Below are 15551 nucleotides of genomic sequence, written 5' to 3'. Positions count from 1 at the left end.
GGGGTTGTGGGAGCAACCTGCCAGAACGGGATGACAGAGCCTGTCAGCAGGCTTCAGGCGGCGATTGATTGCCGGTTATCGAGGAGGCAGAACTGGTTGCCCTCGGGGTCGCGCAGAATGGTGCAAGTGGGTAGCACGCGCACGATCTCAGCACCCGCCTGGGTCAGCTTTTCCACTTCGCTCGGGCGATCCGAAGCGAGGATGTCGAAGTGGACGCGGTTGTTGTCGGGGCGGCGGCCGTCGATGTTTTGAAAGCAGATGCTGGGTCCGCGCCCGTCGAGCATCACCATCTGGTCGGCTTCGGGAGCCAGACCCAGGGCGGCGAGGCGGGCAAGTTCCGCCTCGTCCTGTTGGCGCAGTGCATAGCCGTCCAGCAGATTGACCCAGAACCAGGCGAGCTCGGTTGGCTGTTCGCAGTCAAAGACGATCTCGTGGATGGCACCCATGCCCGATCTCCTGTTCCAATTCCCGCATTGCTTAGAAAGGAATTGCGGCAAGACTAGGCAGGGGTGCTCCAAGGGGCGTCAGGCGGGGCCGGTTAGGGCTCCAGCTGACCGGTTTTGGGGGCCTCTTCAGCGCTGATATCGGGCTCGTTGCGGGTCTTCCACAAGGAGAAGAGTACGCCACCAGCCAGGATACCAACGGTCACAACCAGCGAGAGCAGGGTGTCGATCTTGATCTCAAGTGGCACGAGGAAGATCTTGATACCCACCAGCACCAGCACAATCGCCAAGGCCGTCTGCAGATAGCGGAAGCGGTTCATGGCGGCAGCCAGGGCGAAGTAGAGCGCGCGCAGACCAAGGATGGCGAAGATGTTGGAGGTGTAGACGATGAAGGTGTCCTGCGTCACCGCGAAGACGGCGGGCACGGAGTCGACGGCAAAGATCAGGTCGACCGCTTCCACCATGATCAGCGCCACGGCGAGCGGGGTCAGGAACATCACTACCTTACCCGTCTTGGGGTCTGGCTCACGCACGGTGAAGGCACGGCCATGCAGGCGGTCGGTGATGCGGAAGTGCTTGCGCAGGAAGCGAAATATCGGGTTGTGCTCGATGTCGGGCGTTTCATCCTGATGCTTGAACATCCGGAAGCCGGTGAAGATCAGGAAGGCGCCGAAGCCGAACAGAATCCAACTGAAGGAGTGCACCAAAGCAGCGCCAAGGCCGATCAGAATGGCGCGGAAGGCGATCACGCCCAGAATGCCCCAGAACAGCACGCGGTGCTGGTAGAGGCGGGGAATGCCAAGAAAACCGAAGATCGTGGCGATGACGAACATGTTGTCCATCGCCAGGCTCTGCTCGATCAAATAGCCCGTATAGAATTCAAGCCCGGCTTCGGCGCCGCGGGCCCACCAGACCCAGCCGCCAAAGGCCAGAGCAATGGCGACGTAAAAGCCATAAAGCGTCAGGCTTTCGCGCGCCGAAATTTCGTGTTCGTCCTTGTGCAGAATGCCAAGGTCGAACACCAGCAATGCGATAACGACCGTGATAAACGCGGCCCAAAAATAAACGGGGGTACCCAGAAAATCGCCCGAAAGGGCGGCAAGAAGCGATTCCATCGCCGGACCATCTCCATGTGAACATTGGAGCAGCTCCGACATCGCCATAGGGAACTATGACCAGAGGGGCCCGGCGCCGCACAGCAAGAATGCGCAAATGCGGCGAAAAGTTCAACCCGGTGCGGCAGGATGCCGCCCAGTTAATTCAGCGGGGAGCGCAGAGCATGACGACGGCGTCGTTTGTTTCGAGCTGGATCACAGTGCCACGGGTTGGGTCGGGCACGATCCGACCGGCCTGAATGCCGCGCGCTGACTTGAGGCCTCCGTCGTTGAAGCCCACTCCATCCTGGTAGCCGGTGATGCTTCCGGTTCCCGAAGCTGCATCCGCAAGGGCTGTGGAAGCAAAGCCATAGACCGCACCATAGATGGTCAGAATGCCCGCCTTGCCGCCGGTCTCGTCGCGGCAGCTCCAGTTGCCCTCAAAGCTTTGCGCTGAAGCGGGCAGAACGAGCAGGGCGATGAAGGCGGAGGCAAGGGTGATTCGGCGCATGGCGTTAGTGTGAATCGCCTCGGTGCGCTGTTCAACTGCGTCGGGCGATGAGCGGGCCGATGAGCGGGAGGTTGGTGAGTGCCTGCAACAGTTTTTGCCACCAGGGCATCCGGTAATCGCGCAATTTCGAGAACGCGACCAGTTCGGCGCTATAAACAAGATCGCCGTGCTGATTGGTGCCGGTCAGCCGGTTGAACAGCAAGCCCCAACCCGGCAGGGAATTGGAGGGGCGCTTGCCGGTGACGACAAGCTGAAAGCTGACCACATCGTCGGGCCGGACTGGCGTGGGGAAATCCATGCTGTTGACACCGGGGGAGGGGCCGGACACGCCAGGCTCACGGCCAAGGGCGCGCAGACGCTCTTCCTCGGCGAACAGCGCGTCGACCATCTTGCGGTGACCGACGCTCGCAATGTGCCAGCCGCTGGCAACCAGCCCCCCTAGATAGCTTGCTTGAGCCATCTCTGAATTGGTGTGCACGGGCTGGGGATCATAGAGGCTGGCGAAGCGGACCATGTCTTCGGTCGCAAAGCCATGGGCACCCAGATCGAACACTTCATCGATGACGATGTCTTCAAACCAACGGGTCATACGGACACTCCCGATGCTTGGGTGGGTATCCGCAGGGACAGGCGCATCTGCAGCACCGGCTGGCGCTTCTGATTGCCGACATCAAAGTTTAGAGCGACGATGCCGAGTTCGGGTTGGCTCGGCAGACTCGTCAATTCCGCAATGGTAGCGGTGCCGCCGATATCGTCACCAACCATGACCGGATTTTTCCACTTCAGATCCCGAACGCTGGCGATTCCTGCGGACTTGGTAGTGGCAAGGAAGCTATCGCCCAGCATGCGCAGGCATAGCGCGCCAGTCTGCCAGCCGCTGGCGGCCAGGCCGCCAAGCAGCGAGGCTTGGGCTGCGCTTTCGTCGAGGTGAAACGGGAAGGGGTCGAACTCACGCGCAAAGCTCGTGATCATGTCCCGCGTTACGGTGGTGCGACCAAGCTCGATCACTTCGCCGAGCTGCAGATCCTCCCAGAAGCGCGGAGAGGTAATTACCGGTTCGGTCATGCAGTTGCCCCTTACGTCAAGGCGGTTGTGCACGCTTCAGACGTGGCGGGCAAGATGGATGCGAGCGGGGAGGGCAGGCGGACGGGCGAGTGGTACTCGTCCGATCCGGTGCCGTTCAGACGAGGTCAGGTGTTGAACTTGAACAGCATCACGTCGCCGTCCTTGACCACATATTCCTTGCCTTCGTCGCGTGCCTTGCCGGCTTCCTTGGCGGGAACTTCGCCGCCGAGGGTGACGAAGTCGTCGTAGCCAATGGTCTGGGCGCGGATGAAGCCGCGCTCAAAATCGGAGTGGATGACGCCGGCCGCCGCCGGGGCCTTGTCGCCCTTGTGGATGGTCCAGGCGCGCGTTTCCTTGGGGCCGACGGTGAAATAGGTTTGGAGGCCTAACAGGTGATAGGCTTCACGGATCAGCCGGTTGAGGCCGGGTTCGTGAAGACCGAGCGATTCCAGATATTCGGCCTGTTCCTCATCGGGCAACTGGGCCAGCTGGCTTTCGATTTCGGCCGAGATGATGACGACGCCGGCGCCATTGGCATGGGCGTAATCCTCGACGGCCTTGCTCATGGCGTTGCCGCTTTCGGCCGAGCCTTCGTCCACATTGCACACATAGAGCACGGGCTTGGAGGTGAGGAGCTGCAGTTCCCCGAACGCCTTTTCTTCCTCAGGCGAACGCTCGACGAAACGGGCCGACTTGCCCTCGCGCAGCAGCACCAGCGCGCGGTCGATCAGATCGAGCGTGGTCTTGGCTTCCTTGTCATTGCCCTTGGCCTTTTTCTCAACGCCGGCACGGCGCTTTTCGAGGCTTTCGAGATCGGCCAGCATCAGCTCGGTTTCCACCACTTCGGCATCGGCGAGCGGGTCGACCTTGTTGGCGACATGGATGATGTTGCCGTCTTCAAAGCAGCGCAGCACATAGGCGATGGCGTCGCATTCGCGGATATTGGCCAGGAACTGGTTGCCCAAGCCTTCGCCCTTGGAGGCACCCTTCACGAGACCGGCGATGTCGACAAAGCTCATGCGCGCGGGCAGTACGTTGACGGACTTGCCGATGGCGGCAAGCTTTTGCAGGCGTTCATCGGGCACGGGGACGTCGCCCACATTGGGCTCGATGGTGCAGAACGGGAAATTGGCGGCGGCAGCCGCAGCGGTGCGCGTGAGCGCATTGAAAAGGGTCGACTTGCCGACATTGGGCAGGCCGACAATGCCCATCTTGAAACCCATGGGAAACTCCGGAAATTTGTTGGCCCCCACTTGGGTCGGAATGGCGGGGAAGTCAATGCAGCGGTACCCAACTGAGCGGGAAGCAGCCTTGCCCAGAATGGGAATGGGCATATAGCCTCGGGCCAAATAGAGGCGAAGGATGTGACATGACCCCAATCGTGCTGGTGCCCGGGCTGCTGTGCTCGGCGGAGATCTTTGCGCCCCAGGCACTTGCGTTGTGGCCCTATGGGCCGGTGACGATTGCTTCGACGATGCAGGGCAAGACCATGGCGGAAATGGCGGCAGCAATACTTGCGGCCGCACCACCGCGCTTTGCCTTGGCCGGCATTTCCATGGGTGGCTATATCGCCCTCGAGATCATGCGGCAGGCGCCCCAACGGGTGATCAAGCTCGCTTTGCTCGACACCTCGGCGCGGCCGGACACGGCTGAGCAAACAGCCGTACGGCGCGAGCGGCTGGCGCGCGCCAAAGCGGGCGAGTTCGAGGCCGTTGTGATCGAGGCGACCGGTGCCACGCTGCATCCCGACAGGCAGGATGACCCGGAGCTGCAGGCGGTGAACCTGCGCATGGCTCTAGCGGTAGGCCTCGAGGGCATGGTGCGCCAGCAGGAGGCAATCATTGCGCGGGTGGACTCGCGGCCAAGCCTTGGCGCCATCACGGTGCCGACGCTGGTGCTGGTGGGGGATAGCGATCCACTGACGCCACCCGAGCGGGCGCGCGAAATTGCCGAAGGGATCGCGGAGGCCGAGCTCGTGGTGGTGCCCGATTGCGGACATGCCTCCACGATCGAGCAGCCCGAAGCGGTCAATGCGGCGCTGATCCGGTGGATCACGGCCTGAAGCCGAGCGCGGCCTAGTCCTTGTTGCCTAGCAGGCGCTTGAGCATGTCGGCCATTGGGCCGGTGGCGGGCAGCTTGGCTTGTGGCTCGGCGGGGCGAGCCTGGCGGATATGGGACTGGGCCTTGGCGGCTGGCTTGGGCGCAGCCAAGGCGGCTCCCTCGCTCTTCGTGGCCAAGGCGAGCTTGTTCATGAAACCGCTGTCGTCGCCCGCAAGCAGCATGCCGATATTGGCGGCGATGGCATCGAGCAGGGGCTCGAGCCAGGTGGCATCGGCCTTGCTGAAATCGCCGAGCACATGGTGGGTGACCAGGTCCTTGGAGCCGGGATGGCCGATGCCGAGGCGAACGCGCTTGTAGTTGAGGCCAATCTGCGGGTCGATTGAGCGGAGCCCGTTATGGCCACCATTGCCGCCACCGATCTTGACCCGCACCTTGCCGGGGGCGAGGTCGAGTTCGTCATAGAGCACGATGATTTCGGCGGGGTCGATCTTGTAGAAGCGGGCGACCTGCTGCACGCTGTCGCCGGATTTGTTCATGAAGGTCTGCGGCTTGAGCAGCAACACGCGCTCGCCATTGATCGTGGCTTCCGAAATCAGGCCGGCATGCTTGCTTTTCCAGGGACCGGCATTGTGGCGCCGAGCGATGGCGTCGATGGCCATGAAGCCAATATTGTGGCGGTTTCCGGCATATTGGTTGCCAGGATTGCCGAGGCCGACCAGCAGGTACATGAGGAACTCCCGAAACAAAACGAGGCGACCCGGAGGCCGCCTCGAAATTCAGCAACAGAACACCAGGCCGATTAGGCGGTGGCTTCTTCGCCGGGCTCAGCCTCGCCGCCTTCAGACGACTTGAGCGCCGAAGGAGCAACGATGGTCGCAATGGTGAAATCGCGATCGGTGATGGTCGGGGTCACGCCGGCTGGCAGCTGGACAGCCGAAATGTGGATCGAATCGCCGATTTCCGAACCGGTGAGATCGACAACGATCTCTTCGGGGATGGCATCGTTGGGAGCCAGCACTTCAACAGTGTGACGCACCACATTGAGGGTGCCGCCGCGCTTGAGACCGGGGCTCTGCTCTTCGTTGATGAAGGTGACATGCACTTCCACCTGGAGCTTGGAATTGGCGCCGACGCGGAGGAAATCCACGTGCAGGGCGAAGTCCTTGACCGGATCGAGCTGGTAGTCGCGCGGGATCACGCGGTGGACGGTGCCGTCGACGTCCAGATCGATGACGTGGCTCAGAAAGCCGCCGGCATAGATGTGCTTCATCGCGTCCTTGTAGGCGAGCGAGATGGTGACTGGGGGTTGTTTGTCACCGTAGATAACAGCGGGAACGAGTCCCTGACGACGCAGCTCACGAGCGGCCCCCTTGCCCACTCCCTCACGCGCCTGTGCCTTGAGCACCTTGGTCTCAGCCATGGAATTTCCATTCATGGGGTTAGTGTATGCGTCCTTACAACAGCATACGCGCCCGTCCTCCAGGGGTGACGAGCGCTTCATGGGCGGGCTATAGCCCAAAGCCGAGGGAGGAGCAAGGGAATGCTCGGCGCCCGGCAGCGTGCGGGTCAGTTTTGGCGGGGATTTGCGGACCGCCGGAGCGCTGGCCGGCCTGGCGCAGCAGGTGCTCGGCAGGGCGACTGTGAGTCATCCCAAGGGCTTGGCCGGCTTTGCTCTCGTGGAGCATTGGCGCCCCCGGCGGGCGGGGGCGCATCCCGCAGTGCGGGGCTGGATCAGTCGAAGAGGCTCGAAACGCTTTGTTCGCTGGCGGTGCGGGCGATGGCCTCGCCAATGAGAGGGGCAATGGAAACGCGCCGGATATTGCCGGCATTGCGCTGAGCTTCGGTCTGCTCGATGGAATCGGTGATCACCAGTTCCTTGAGCTTGGAGCCGGCGATGCGGGCGGAAGCGCCTTCGGACAGCACGCCATGGGTAATGTAGGCGGAGACTTCCTTGGCACCGGCCTTGATCAGGGCCTCAGCGGCGTTCACCAGGGTGCCGCCGCTATCGACGATGTCGTCGATCAACAGGCAGGAATGGCCGGACACATCGCCGATGATGTTCATCACTTCCGACACGCCGGCGCGGGGGCGGCGCTTGTCGACAATGGCGAGGTCGGCGCCGATGCGCTGGGCAATGGCCCGGGCACGGGCAACGCCGCCAACGTCGGGCGACACGATCATCAGGTTGTTGGTGTCGTAATTCTGCTCGATGTCGCGCGTCATCACCGGAGCCGAATAAAGGTTGTCGGTCGGGATGTCGAAAAAGCCCTGGATCTGGGCGGCGTGCAGATCAAGCGTGATCACGCGATTGACGCCAGCGCCAGCAATGAGGTTGGCCACGAGCTTGGCCGAGATGGGTGTGCGGGGCGCCGATTTGCGGTCCTGCCGGGCATAGCCGAAATAGGGGAGAACCGCGGTGATGCGGCGGGCCGAGGAGCGGCGCAGCGCATCGGTCAGGATAAGCAATTCCATCAGGTTGTCGTTGGCCGGAAAGCTCGTCGACTGCAGGATGAAGGCATCTTCGCCGCGCACGTTTTCATGCACCTCGACATAGACTTCCTTATCGGCGAACCGCTTGACCGTGCAATCGGTCAAAGGGAGTTCCAGATAGGAGGCGACGGCTTCAGCGAGGGCACGGTTGGAGTTGCCGGTGACCAGCTTCATATGGGGTGATCCTGTCTCAACGACCCCGGGGAAGGCGGGGCTATCAGTTTCGGGCGGAGCATTAACGGCTGAAGCCCTGACTAGCAACGCTCCTAACACAGGATAGATAAGAAGATTTATCCAAGACCGATAATGGCGATCTGCCGGCCCGTCGTGGTGCCGGCATGCGTGGCGTAGCGATGGGAGAAATAGCGGGCTGGATCGGCATAGGTGCAGCCCCCGACCTTATCAACGGTGCTGACCCCCGCGGCGGCCAGCTGATCGGCGACAAAGCCGGGAAGGTCGAAATGCGCCTGGCCTTCGGGTGGCTGGCTGAAGCGGTGCTCGCTGCCGGGGTGAAGGGCAAGGAAGTCGGTCTTGAACTGTTCGCCGACTTCGTAATTGGCCCCGCTGATGGTGGGGCCGATGGCGGCGATGATCCGGGCTGGATCGGCCCCGAGTTCCGCCATGGCCTCGAGGGTGGCGCTGATGATGTTGTCGGCTGCGCCGCGCCAGCCGGCATGGGCCGCTCCGACAACGCCGGCCACCGGGTCGGCGAGCAGAATGGGAGCGCAATCGGCGGTGAGAATGCCCAGCGCCATGCCGTTGCGGGCGCTGACCATCGCATCGGCCTCGACCCGGGGGCCGGAATGGGGCCCGGTGATCGTCACCACGCGGGCGGAATGGGTCTGCTTGAGCAGCGCCAGGCGGTGGGGGTCAAAGCCCAAGGCGGCCGTCACCAGCTTGCGGTTATCAGCCACAGCGGGGTCGTCGCCATTGGTGTCGGAGAGATTGAGGCTGGCGAACGGCCCTTCCGATAGACCACCCTCGCGGCCGAAAAAGGCGTGCCGGACATTGGGAATGGCGATCAGGCCGGGGCTTTGTTCGTGGGGAACGTTCATGCGCTCAATCCTGGCGGCTGCAGGCCGGGGCTGGCGGCGCAAAAGACCTTGAACAGATCACCCATCTGATCGGGGGCGACGAGGCGGTTACGGGCCGCTTCCAGATCCTTGGCCGAGCCCGGATTGGCGGCGCTGAGGGCGCGGGTGCGCTCGTTAATGCCAAGGCGGGACAGGAATTCGCCCTGCGTTGCGAGCGGCTGAACCGCAAGGCCGGCATTGCGCGCCACATTGCCCAGGGCCTCAAAATCCACATGGGCGGAAAGATCGGTTTCACCGGGGGCATCGAGCACATCGGCAAAGGCATGGCGGCGCACACCCTGCAGGGTTTCGCCGGTTTGGGTGCGCCCATAGCCATAGTCGATGGCGAGGATGGCGCCGCCTTGCGCTGCCACGAGGCGGGAGAGGCGTGACATCACCTCGCCGGCGGCAAACCCGACCTCGAATACGGCATTGGGCGGCGCGTCGGCGAGGGCCGCGGGCATGGTGGTGGGGGGAATAGGAGTGGGCGAAAGGCCAAAGGCGAGCTTGTCGTCGGAAAGTCCGACCAGGCGTTCGTTCCAGCCCTGATCGGTGCGCACGAATTGCCGGATCGGCATGGCGTCAAAGAACTCGTTGGCAACGACGAGGAGCGGCCCGGAGCCGACCTTGTCGAAGCTGTTGATCCATTGCGGCTCATAGGGCTCGAGCCGGCGGTGCTGTTCGGCAATGAGGCCGGGGCTGGTTTCAAACAGGCGCAGCTGGAGAGCGTCGCGGAAGCCTTCAGCGCGGCAGGCGACGCGCAGCATATCGGCCATCAGCGTGCCCCGGCCGGGGCCGAGCTCAAGCAGGGTGAAGCTCTTGGGCTGGCCAAGTTGCTGCCAGAGATTGACGCAGAAGAACCCGATCAGCTCGCCGAACATCTGGCTGATCTCGGGGGCGGTGATGAAGTCGCCCGCGGCGCCCAGCGGATCGGCGCCCTTGTAATAGCCTTCGCGCGGATGGCTGAGGCAAAGGCCCATATAGGTCGCGACCGACATGGGGCCAGTTTCGCGGATCTGCATGGCGATGACTTCGGACAGGCTCGGCTTGTCAGCGGACATGGCGGCCTCGCGAAGCGTAAACAACAAGGATGATGCCGCCGATCAGCATCGGCAGGCTGAGCACCTGGCCCATGGTGAGCCAGCCGCCATAAAGATAGCCGATCTGCTCGTCCGGCAGGCGCACGAATTCCACAGCAATGCGGGCGAGCGAATAGCCGATGGCAAAAATGCCCGCGGTGAGGCCCGGGCGACGCAGCCCATAGGCAATGTGGGTGACGAAGCGGATCACGAGGAAGAGGAGCAAGCCTTCGAGCGCGGCTTCATAAAGCTGGCTGGGATGACGCGGGGTTTGCAGCGGATCGGTGGGAAAGATGACGCCCCAGGGCAGGGTGGTGGGTGCGCCATACAATTCGGCATTGATGAAATTGGCGATGCGCCCCAGCATGATGCCGATGGTGGCACCGGCGCCTAGGAGATCGAGCGCAGACAGCCAGTTGCCGCCCTTGGAGCGGGTGAACAGGATGCCGGCGAGCATCAGGCCCAACATGCCCCCGTGATAGGACATGCCGCCATCGAGCGTGTTGAAGGCCTGCAGGGGATTTTGCAGGTAGAAGGGCACATTATAAAACAGGACGTAACCGACACGTCCGCCCACCACGATGGCGAGCATGGTCCAGAAGGCGAAGTCCCAGATCTCCTCGGCCTTGAAGGGCGGGCGTCCATTGGGCCAGAGCCGCGTTTTGCGCAGCAAAAGATAGCCATAGGCGGCGCCGAGGCCAACGCCAAACAGGTATGCGAGGGCATACCAGCGAATGGCAAAGGGGCCGATGGCAAAGGCGATGGGGTCGATATCTGGGAAGGGCAATGAGCGCTCCATGGAGGTCGCGTGGACCATTGCCGCTTCGCCCGCTCTGGTCAAGTCGGCAGCGCTCCCCTACATTTGGGGCAAATGCGCCAGCTGGCGCCAACCCAACAGGTGTCCTGATGAGCCAAGGCAAGAGAATATTCGACGATCTGGGTCGCGTGATGAACGAAGCTGCCGGCGTTGCCGATGGCGTGCGCCGGGAAGTGGAAACGGTGGTTCGGGGCCAGGCCCAGCGCTTCGTGACGGACATGGATTTGGTCAAGCGCGAGGATTTCGACGCGCTGCGTGAGCTGGTCCAGGTGCAGGGTGAAGAGATCGATGCTTTGCGCAAGGAAATTGCGGCCTTGCGGGAGGTCGATACCGGCCCGATCGTGCTGTAAATCAGGCTAGACGAACAACATCTCCGAAGAGGCGCTGCATTGTTGCGGCGCCTTTTTGTTTCCGCTGGACGCAAACAGCGTTGTTAACGCAGTCTTAATACGGGGCCACCAATCTTCCACAAGAGATTGCTGTTCTGAGCCCCGGCCTCGTCCCCGGAATCGCCGATGGCGTGTAGGGTTCTCGTTAAGAACGATTCGTAGGCAATCCCGCGTGCGGCCAGTTCCCTTGCGTACCCGAACCTGCGGCCTGTGGCCGTGGCATCGATCATCGTTGCAGGACCAAGCTGCCATGTCGCTTTTTCAGGTCGAAGCTGACCGTACCATCCACCCCGTTGATATCATCGAACAGATCGCGGCGATCAACGACTGGAATTTCGAGCGGCAGGACGCCGACGAAATCTCGATCTCGGTGCGCGGCGGGTGGTGCGATTATCACGTTTCCTTCAACTGGATGGAAGACCTCGAGTCGCTCCATGTCGCGAGCGCGTTCGATCTCAAAGTGCCCGAAGGGCGGCGCAATGAGATCAAGCAGCTGATTGCCCTCATCAATGAGCAGCTCTGGATTGGGCATTTCGACAGCTGGAACCGGGAAGGGGTGGTGCTGTTTCGCAATTCGCACCTCCTGACCGGTGGCGCCGAGGTGTCACCCCAGCAATGCGAGGCGCTGCTGCGTTCGGCAACCGATGCCTGCGATCTGTATTATCAGGCTTTCCAGTTCGTGGTCTGGGCCGGCAAAACCGCTGCCGATGCCCTGAGCCATGTGATGTTCGAAACGGTAGGTGAAGCATGAGTGCAGCCCTTCAGACTATCGGTCCGGTGATGTTGATCGGGGCAGGCAAGATGGGCCTGGCCTTGGCGCGCGGCTGGCTCGAAGCTGGGCTGCCGGCCCACAATCTGGTGTTGGTGGATCCGTCGCCCAGCCAAGCCGCGCAGGAGCTGGCGCAGGATTATGAATTGCCGATCAACGTCGAGGCGGTCGGGCTGCAACCCAATGTGCTGGTGCTGGCCGTCAAGCCGCAGGTTGTGGGTCCCGTGATGGAAAGCCTGCTGCCCGTGGTGGGTTCGCATACGGTGGTACTTTCGATCGTGGCCGGTATCCAGCTGGCGCAGCTGACGGCAGCCCTGCAAACTGGTCGCGTGGTTCGCTGTATGCCGAATACCCCGGCGCAGGTTGGCAAAGGCATCACCGGTGCCGTTGCGGGCCCCGAGGTCAGTGCATCGGACAAGGCTTCGGTCGATGCGCTGCTGCGCGCTTCGGGCAAGGTGGTCTGGCTCGAGAGGGAGGGCGATATTGATGCCCTGACGGCAGTGTCAGGGTCGGGTCCCGCTTATGTGTTCAACCTGGTTGAAGCCTTGGCAGTGGCTGGGGAAGAGCAGGGCTTGCCCCCTGCCATCGCGATGCAGCTAGCGCGCCAGACAGTGATCGGTGCTGCGGCGCTGCTGGAGGCCGATCCGGCGCCGGCCAGCGTCTTGCGCCAGAATGTGACCTCACCCAAAGGGGTGACTGCTGAGGCCCTTGCCGTGCTGATGGCGGCCGATGGCTTGACCCCGCTGGTGGCTCGGGCCGTGGCCGCGGCGCGGCAGCGCTCGGAAGAACTCGGGCGAACCTAATCTGGCTCGTTCAGGTAGCGGATTACAGCTTTTCAGTCAGCTTCAAGCCATCGAGGACGGGCCGGTCGCCGGGTTCGACCATACCGGCGAGGAATTGGCGCACGATGTGACCGGCTTGTTCAGGCAGGCCGCTGATGGCCGCTTCGATGCGGCTGGCCTGGCTGGCTGAGAGACTGGCGAAGAGTGCGCGCCCCTTATCCGTCGCAAACAGCAGGCGCTGGCGGCGATCAGCCTGCCCGGTTTCCTGTTCGATATAGCCATTGTCGATTAGCTGGCGCAGCACGCGGGCAAGGCTTTGCTTGGTGATCTTGAGGATATCGAGCAGGTCGGCGACCGGCATGCCGGGCTTGAGATTAACGAAATAGAGCACGCGGTGATGGGCCCGGCCAAAGCCCTGGCGTTCAAGCAAGGCGTCGGCGTCGCCGGTGAAATCCCGGTAGGCGAAGAAGAACAGGCCCATGATGTCGAGGGGCAGATCAGGGGGGCCTTGGTCGCCCAAGTTTATGTCAGCTATGTTGACATTTCTCTGCTGCGCTGACATTGTCTTCCTTATCGACCGCCGATCATTCTTATCCCAAAGCCTTTGCCGTTTGCCAAGGGTATGGGCCTCGGGCATGATCCCCGGCCAGGCGGGTCTGCCAGGATGCAGCACCGATCAATAAACGATTTTGGAGAGGATCATGGCAGGCTTGCCCATGGACCAGCGCGATGGCTGGATTTGGTTTGATGGTGAAATGGTGCCGTGGAAGGACGCGAACATCCACGTCCTGACCCATGGCTTGCATTACGCCAGCTCGGTATTTGAGGGCGAGCGCGCTTATGGCGGCGAGATCTTCAAGTCGCGCGAGCATACAGAGCGCTTGATCCGCTCCGGCAAGACGCTGGACTTCACCATTCCTTATTCTGCCGACCAGATCGAGGCAGCCAAGCGCCTCGTGCTCGAGCGCAATGGCCTGATCGACGCCTATGTCCGTCCCGTCGCCTGGCGCGGCTCGGAAGAGCTGAGCGTGCCGGCGCGTAACAACACTGTGCATCTGGCGATCGCTGCCTGGGTGTGGCCGAGCTATTTTTCGGTGGAAGAAAAGCTCAAGGGCATTCGCCTCGAGTGGAGCAAGTGGAAGCGCCCATCGCCAGAGACCATCCCTTCTTCGGCCAAGGCCGCGGGTCTTTACATGATCTGCACGCTGTCAAAGGACGCGGCGATGGCTAATGGCTATGCCGATGCGCTGATGCTGGATTATCGCGGCTATGTGGCCGAGGCGACCGGCGCCAATGTGTTCTTCATCAAGGGTCAGGAAATCACCACTCCAACGCCCGACTGCTTCCTCAACGGCATCACCCGCCAGACCCTGATCGATCTGGCCAAGCGCAATGGCTACACCGTGACCGAGCGGCACATCATGCCCGAGGAGCTGAGCCAGTTCGACGAGTGCTTCCTCACTGGCACGGCCGCGGAAGTGACGCCCGTGTCGCAGATCGGCGAGTTCCGGTTTACGCCGGGGCAGGGCTGCCGCACCTTGATCGACGCTTATGGCGCCGAAGTGCAGCCCAAGCGGGCTGCAGCCGAATAAATAATGAGAGTTGGAGGCCGGGTATCAGGCCCGGCCTTTTTGTTACCGGTCTGCCAGCCAGCGCTCGCGCGCGGCGTCGTCGGCAGGCTTGGCTTCGACCCAGCGTGTGCCCGCAGGCGTTTCTTCCTGCTTCCAGAAGGGTGCGTCGGTCTTGAGATAATCCATCAGATATTGCGCGCCATCGAAGGCCGCCTGCCGATGCCGCGCCAGCGTCATCACGTGCATGATGGGCTCGCCCGGCACGAGGCGGCCATAGCGGTGCAGCACGGACGCGGCGTTGAGGGCGAAGCGCTGTTTGGCCCGCTGAAGGATAGCGCCGATCTCGTTTTCCGCGAGCTCGGGATAGCATTCGAGAATGAGCGCGTTGATGGGGTGCTCGGGGGTGGAGCGGACAATGCCGGTAAAGGTCACCGCGGCTCCAGCGCCATTGTCACCGGCCAAAAAGGCATTGCTGAGCAAGCCGGGATCAAAAGGCTGGTCGGTGATGCGTACGGACATTTTCAGCCGCCGGTCATGGGCGGCAGGATCGCCACTGTGCTGGCGCCGATGATGGACGCATCATGGGCGATGATATGGGCGTCGCGTGAAACCTTGAACTGCTCGGGTTTTTCAAGAGCGAGTGCCAACGCCTCGTCCTGCTGAGCCAGCCAGGCCAGCAGATCGGCGGCGGTCTCAACCTCAGGCGGCAAGGTGACGTTGTCTTCGCTGCGGTTGAGGCGCTCGCGCAGCCAGGCGAAATAAAGGATTTTCACGGCGCTTCGCCCGACAGGTGCGGCCAGCTGGCCCGGAAATATTGCAGGCCAGTCCAGAGGGTCAGGATGCCGGCGAGCCAGAGCAAGAGGTCGCTGATCAGGCCAAGGCCAGGCACGAGACGCTCCAGCAGCACCAGGGTCAGGGCGACCAGCTGCACGGTGGTTTTCCACTTGGCGAGCTGGCTGACGGGGAGGACGACCTTCACATTGCCGAGAAACTCGCGCAGCCCCGAGATGAAGAACTCGCGAAAGAGGATGGCGATCACCGGGATCATGTCCCACCCCGAAAAGCTGCCATCCCAGGCGAGCACGGCGATCATGATGCCGACCAGCATCTTGTCGGCGATGGGATCGAGCATACGCCCAAGGGGCGAGACCTGCTGCCATTTGCGGGCGAGATAGCCATCCACCCAGTCGCTGGCCGCCGCAACGATGAACAGCACCAGCGCCACGGTACGCAAGTTTTGGTCGCCGGTCATCACCAGCCAGGCGATCGGCACAATCGCAAAGATGCGCGCGATGGTGATGAGGTTCGGGATGGAGGTGATCTGGGACTTGGCCATGGGCGAACAAGACAGGAAGGCGCCCGACCGGTCAAGGGTCGAGGCGCGTGCCAGTTGATGCAGCTGCGGCC

Annotated in this window: 21 protein-coding genes; 5 read left to right on the top strand and 16 right to left on the bottom strand. The window is 62.4% G+C overall.

Features of this window, described 5'->3' with window-relative positions; genetic code table 11:
* Positions 1-53 precede the first annotated feature (53 nt).
* From ELX51_RS11965 to ychF, 6 genes are all read right to left on the bottom strand, one after another.
* The gene (locus ELX51_RS11965; RefSeq protein WP_127753732.1) at positions 54-446 is read right to left on the bottom strand and encodes a VOC family protein; all 393 of its coding nucleotides are present in this window, start codon (positions 444-446) and stop codon (positions 54-56) included.
* A gap of 92 nt (positions 447-538) precedes the next feature.
* Positions 539-1558: a TerC family protein gene (locus tag ELX51_RS11960; protein WP_127753731.1), complete on the bottom strand. Its 1020-nt coding sequence runs from the start codon at positions 1556-1558 to the stop codon at positions 539-541.
* 145 nt (positions 1559-1703) lie between these two features.
* Entirely contained in the window at positions 1704-2048 is a 345-nt protein-coding gene (locus ELX51_RS11955; protein WP_127753730.1) for a hypothetical protein, read from the bottom strand.
* A gap of 31 nt (positions 2049-2079) precedes the next feature.
* Positions 2080-2637, bottom strand: a complete 558-nt coding sequence (locus tag ELX51_RS11950) for a MaoC/PaaZ C-terminal domain-containing protein (protein ID WP_127753729.1) — start codon at positions 2635-2637, stop codon at positions 2080-2082.
* Positions 2634-3113 (bottom strand): MaoC/PaaZ C-terminal domain-containing protein, encoded by a 480-nt coding sequence (locus ELX51_RS11945; protein ID WP_206524617.1) that lies wholly within the window; start codon positions 3111-3113, stop codon positions 2634-2636. The genes ELX51_RS11950 and ELX51_RS11945 overlap by 4 nt, the downstream gene beginning before the upstream one ends.
* 125 nt (positions 3114-3238) lie before the next feature.
* Positions 3239-4336 (bottom strand): redox-regulated ATPase YchF, encoded by a 1098-nt coding sequence (gene ychF / locus ELX51_RS11940; RefSeq protein WP_127753728.1) that lies wholly within the window; start codon positions 4334-4336, stop codon positions 3239-3241.
* 146 nt (positions 4337-4482) lie between these two features.
* Between ychF and ELX51_RS11935 the strand changes: the two genes are divergently transcribed.
* Complete coding sequence (locus tag ELX51_RS11935; RefSeq protein WP_127753727.1) at positions 4483-5175, top strand: alpha/beta fold hydrolase; 693 nt, start codon at positions 4483-4485, stop codon at positions 5173-5175.
* A 13-nt stretch (positions 5176-5188) separates the two neighbouring features.
* Here the strand turns inward: ELX51_RS11935 and pth are convergent, their stop codons facing one another.
* From pth to lgt, 6 genes are all read right to left on the bottom strand, one after another.
* Positions 5189-5902 carry an aminoacyl-tRNA hydrolase gene (pth, locus tag ELX51_RS11930; RefSeq protein WP_127753726.1) on the bottom strand — a complete coding sequence of 238 codons (714 nt, stop codon included), beginning with the start codon at positions 5900-5902 and terminating at the stop codon, positions 5189-5191.
* A 71-nt stretch (positions 5903-5973) separates the two neighbouring features.
* A complete protein-coding gene (locus ELX51_RS11925) occupies positions 5974-6594 on the bottom strand; it encodes a 50S ribosomal protein L25/general stress protein Ctc (RefSeq protein ID WP_127753725.1) in 621 nt (206 codons plus the stop codon).
* Positions 6595-6905: 311 nt separating this feature from the next.
* Positions 6906-7838 carry a ribose-phosphate pyrophosphokinase gene (locus tag ELX51_RS11920; protein ID WP_127753724.1) on the bottom strand — a complete coding sequence of 311 codons (933 nt, stop codon included), beginning with the start codon at positions 7836-7838 and terminating at the stop codon, positions 6906-6908.
* 116 nt (positions 7839-7954) lie between these two features.
* Entirely contained in the window at positions 7955-8719 is a 765-nt protein-coding gene (pgeF, locus tag ELX51_RS11915; protein ID WP_127753723.1) for a peptidoglycan editing factor PgeF, read from the bottom strand.
* Positions 8716-9798, bottom strand: a complete 1083-nt coding sequence (locus tag ELX51_RS11910) for an SAM-dependent methyltransferase (RefSeq protein WP_127753722.1) — start codon at positions 9796-9798, stop codon at positions 8716-8718. The genes pgeF and ELX51_RS11910 overlap by 4 nt, the downstream gene beginning before the upstream one ends.
* The gene (gene lgt / locus ELX51_RS11905; protein ID WP_248305341.1) at positions 9788-10633 is read right to left on the bottom strand and encodes a prolipoprotein diacylglyceryl transferase; all 846 of its coding nucleotides are present in this window, start codon (positions 10631-10633) and stop codon (positions 9788-9790) included. Before lgt ends, ELX51_RS11910 begins: the two co-directional genes overlap by 11 nt.
* Positions 10634-10722: 89 nt before the next feature.
* Between lgt and ELX51_RS11900 the strand changes: the two genes are divergently transcribed.
* From ELX51_RS11900 to proC, 3 genes are all read left to right on the top strand, one after another.
* Positions 10723-10983, top strand: coding sequence for an accessory factor UbiK family protein (locus tag ELX51_RS11900; RefSeq protein ID WP_127753721.1), 261 nt, complete (start codon positions 10723-10725; stop codon positions 10981-10983).
* 289 nt (positions 10984-11272) lie between these two features.
* Positions 11273-11773 carry a YbjN domain-containing protein gene (locus tag ELX51_RS11895; protein ID WP_127753720.1) on the top strand — a complete coding sequence of 167 codons (501 nt, stop codon included), beginning with the start codon at positions 11273-11275 and terminating at the stop codon, positions 11771-11773.
* Positions 11770-12594 (top strand): pyrroline-5-carboxylate reductase, encoded by an 825-nt coding sequence (gene proC, locus ELX51_RS11890; protein WP_127753719.1) that lies wholly within the window; start codon positions 11770-11772, stop codon positions 12592-12594. The genes ELX51_RS11895 and proC overlap by 4 nt, the downstream gene beginning before the upstream one ends.
* Before the next feature lie 22 nt (positions 12595-12616).
* Here proC and ELX51_RS11885 read toward each other — a convergent pair whose 3' ends face one another.
* Positions 12617-13054: a MarR family transcriptional regulator gene (locus tag ELX51_RS11885; RefSeq protein ID WP_127755270.1), complete on the bottom strand. Its 438-nt coding sequence runs from the start codon at positions 13052-13054 to the stop codon at positions 12617-12619.
* A 220-nt stretch (positions 13055-13274) separates the two neighbouring features.
* Here ELX51_RS11885 and ELX51_RS11880 point away from each other — a divergent pair, with 220 nt between their 5' ends.
* Positions 13275-14165 carry a branched-chain amino acid aminotransferase gene (locus ELX51_RS11880; protein ID WP_127753718.1) on the top strand — a complete coding sequence of 297 codons (891 nt, stop codon included), beginning with the start codon at positions 13275-13277 and terminating at the stop codon, positions 14163-14165.
* A 42-nt stretch (positions 14166-14207) separates the two neighbouring features.
* Here the strand turns inward: ELX51_RS11880 and ELX51_RS11875 are convergent, their stop codons facing one another.
* The 3 genes from ELX51_RS11875 to pgsA are packed head-to-tail and all read right to left on the bottom strand — an operon-like array spanning position 14208 to position 15480.
* Positions 14208-14663, bottom strand: a complete 456-nt coding sequence (locus ELX51_RS11875) for a molybdenum cofactor biosynthesis protein MoaE (RefSeq protein WP_127753717.1) — start codon at positions 14661-14663, stop codon at positions 14208-14210.
* A 2-nt stretch (positions 14664-14665) separates the two neighbouring features.
* Complete coding sequence (locus ELX51_RS11870; RefSeq protein ID WP_127753716.1) at positions 14666-14917, bottom strand: MoaD/ThiS family protein; 252 nt, start codon at positions 14915-14917, stop codon at positions 14666-14668.
* On the bottom strand, positions 14914-15480 hold the full coding sequence (gene pgsA / locus ELX51_RS11865) for a CDP-diacylglycerol--glycerol-3-phosphate 3-phosphatidyltransferase (RefSeq protein WP_127753715.1): 567 nt from the start codon (positions 15478-15480) through the stop codon (positions 14914-14916). The genes ELX51_RS11870 and pgsA overlap by 4 nt, the downstream gene beginning before the upstream one ends.
* Between the last annotated feature and the right edge of the window lie 71 nt (positions 15481-15551).

Source organism: Devosia sp. 1566, assembly GCF_004005995.1.
In the GTDB taxonomy this organism is placed as follows: domain Bacteria; phylum Pseudomonadota; class Alphaproteobacteria; order Rhizobiales; family Devosiaceae; genus Devosia.
Note: the sequence above shows the minus strand (reverse complement) of the source record. Positions and strands in the feature narration are given on the sequence as shown.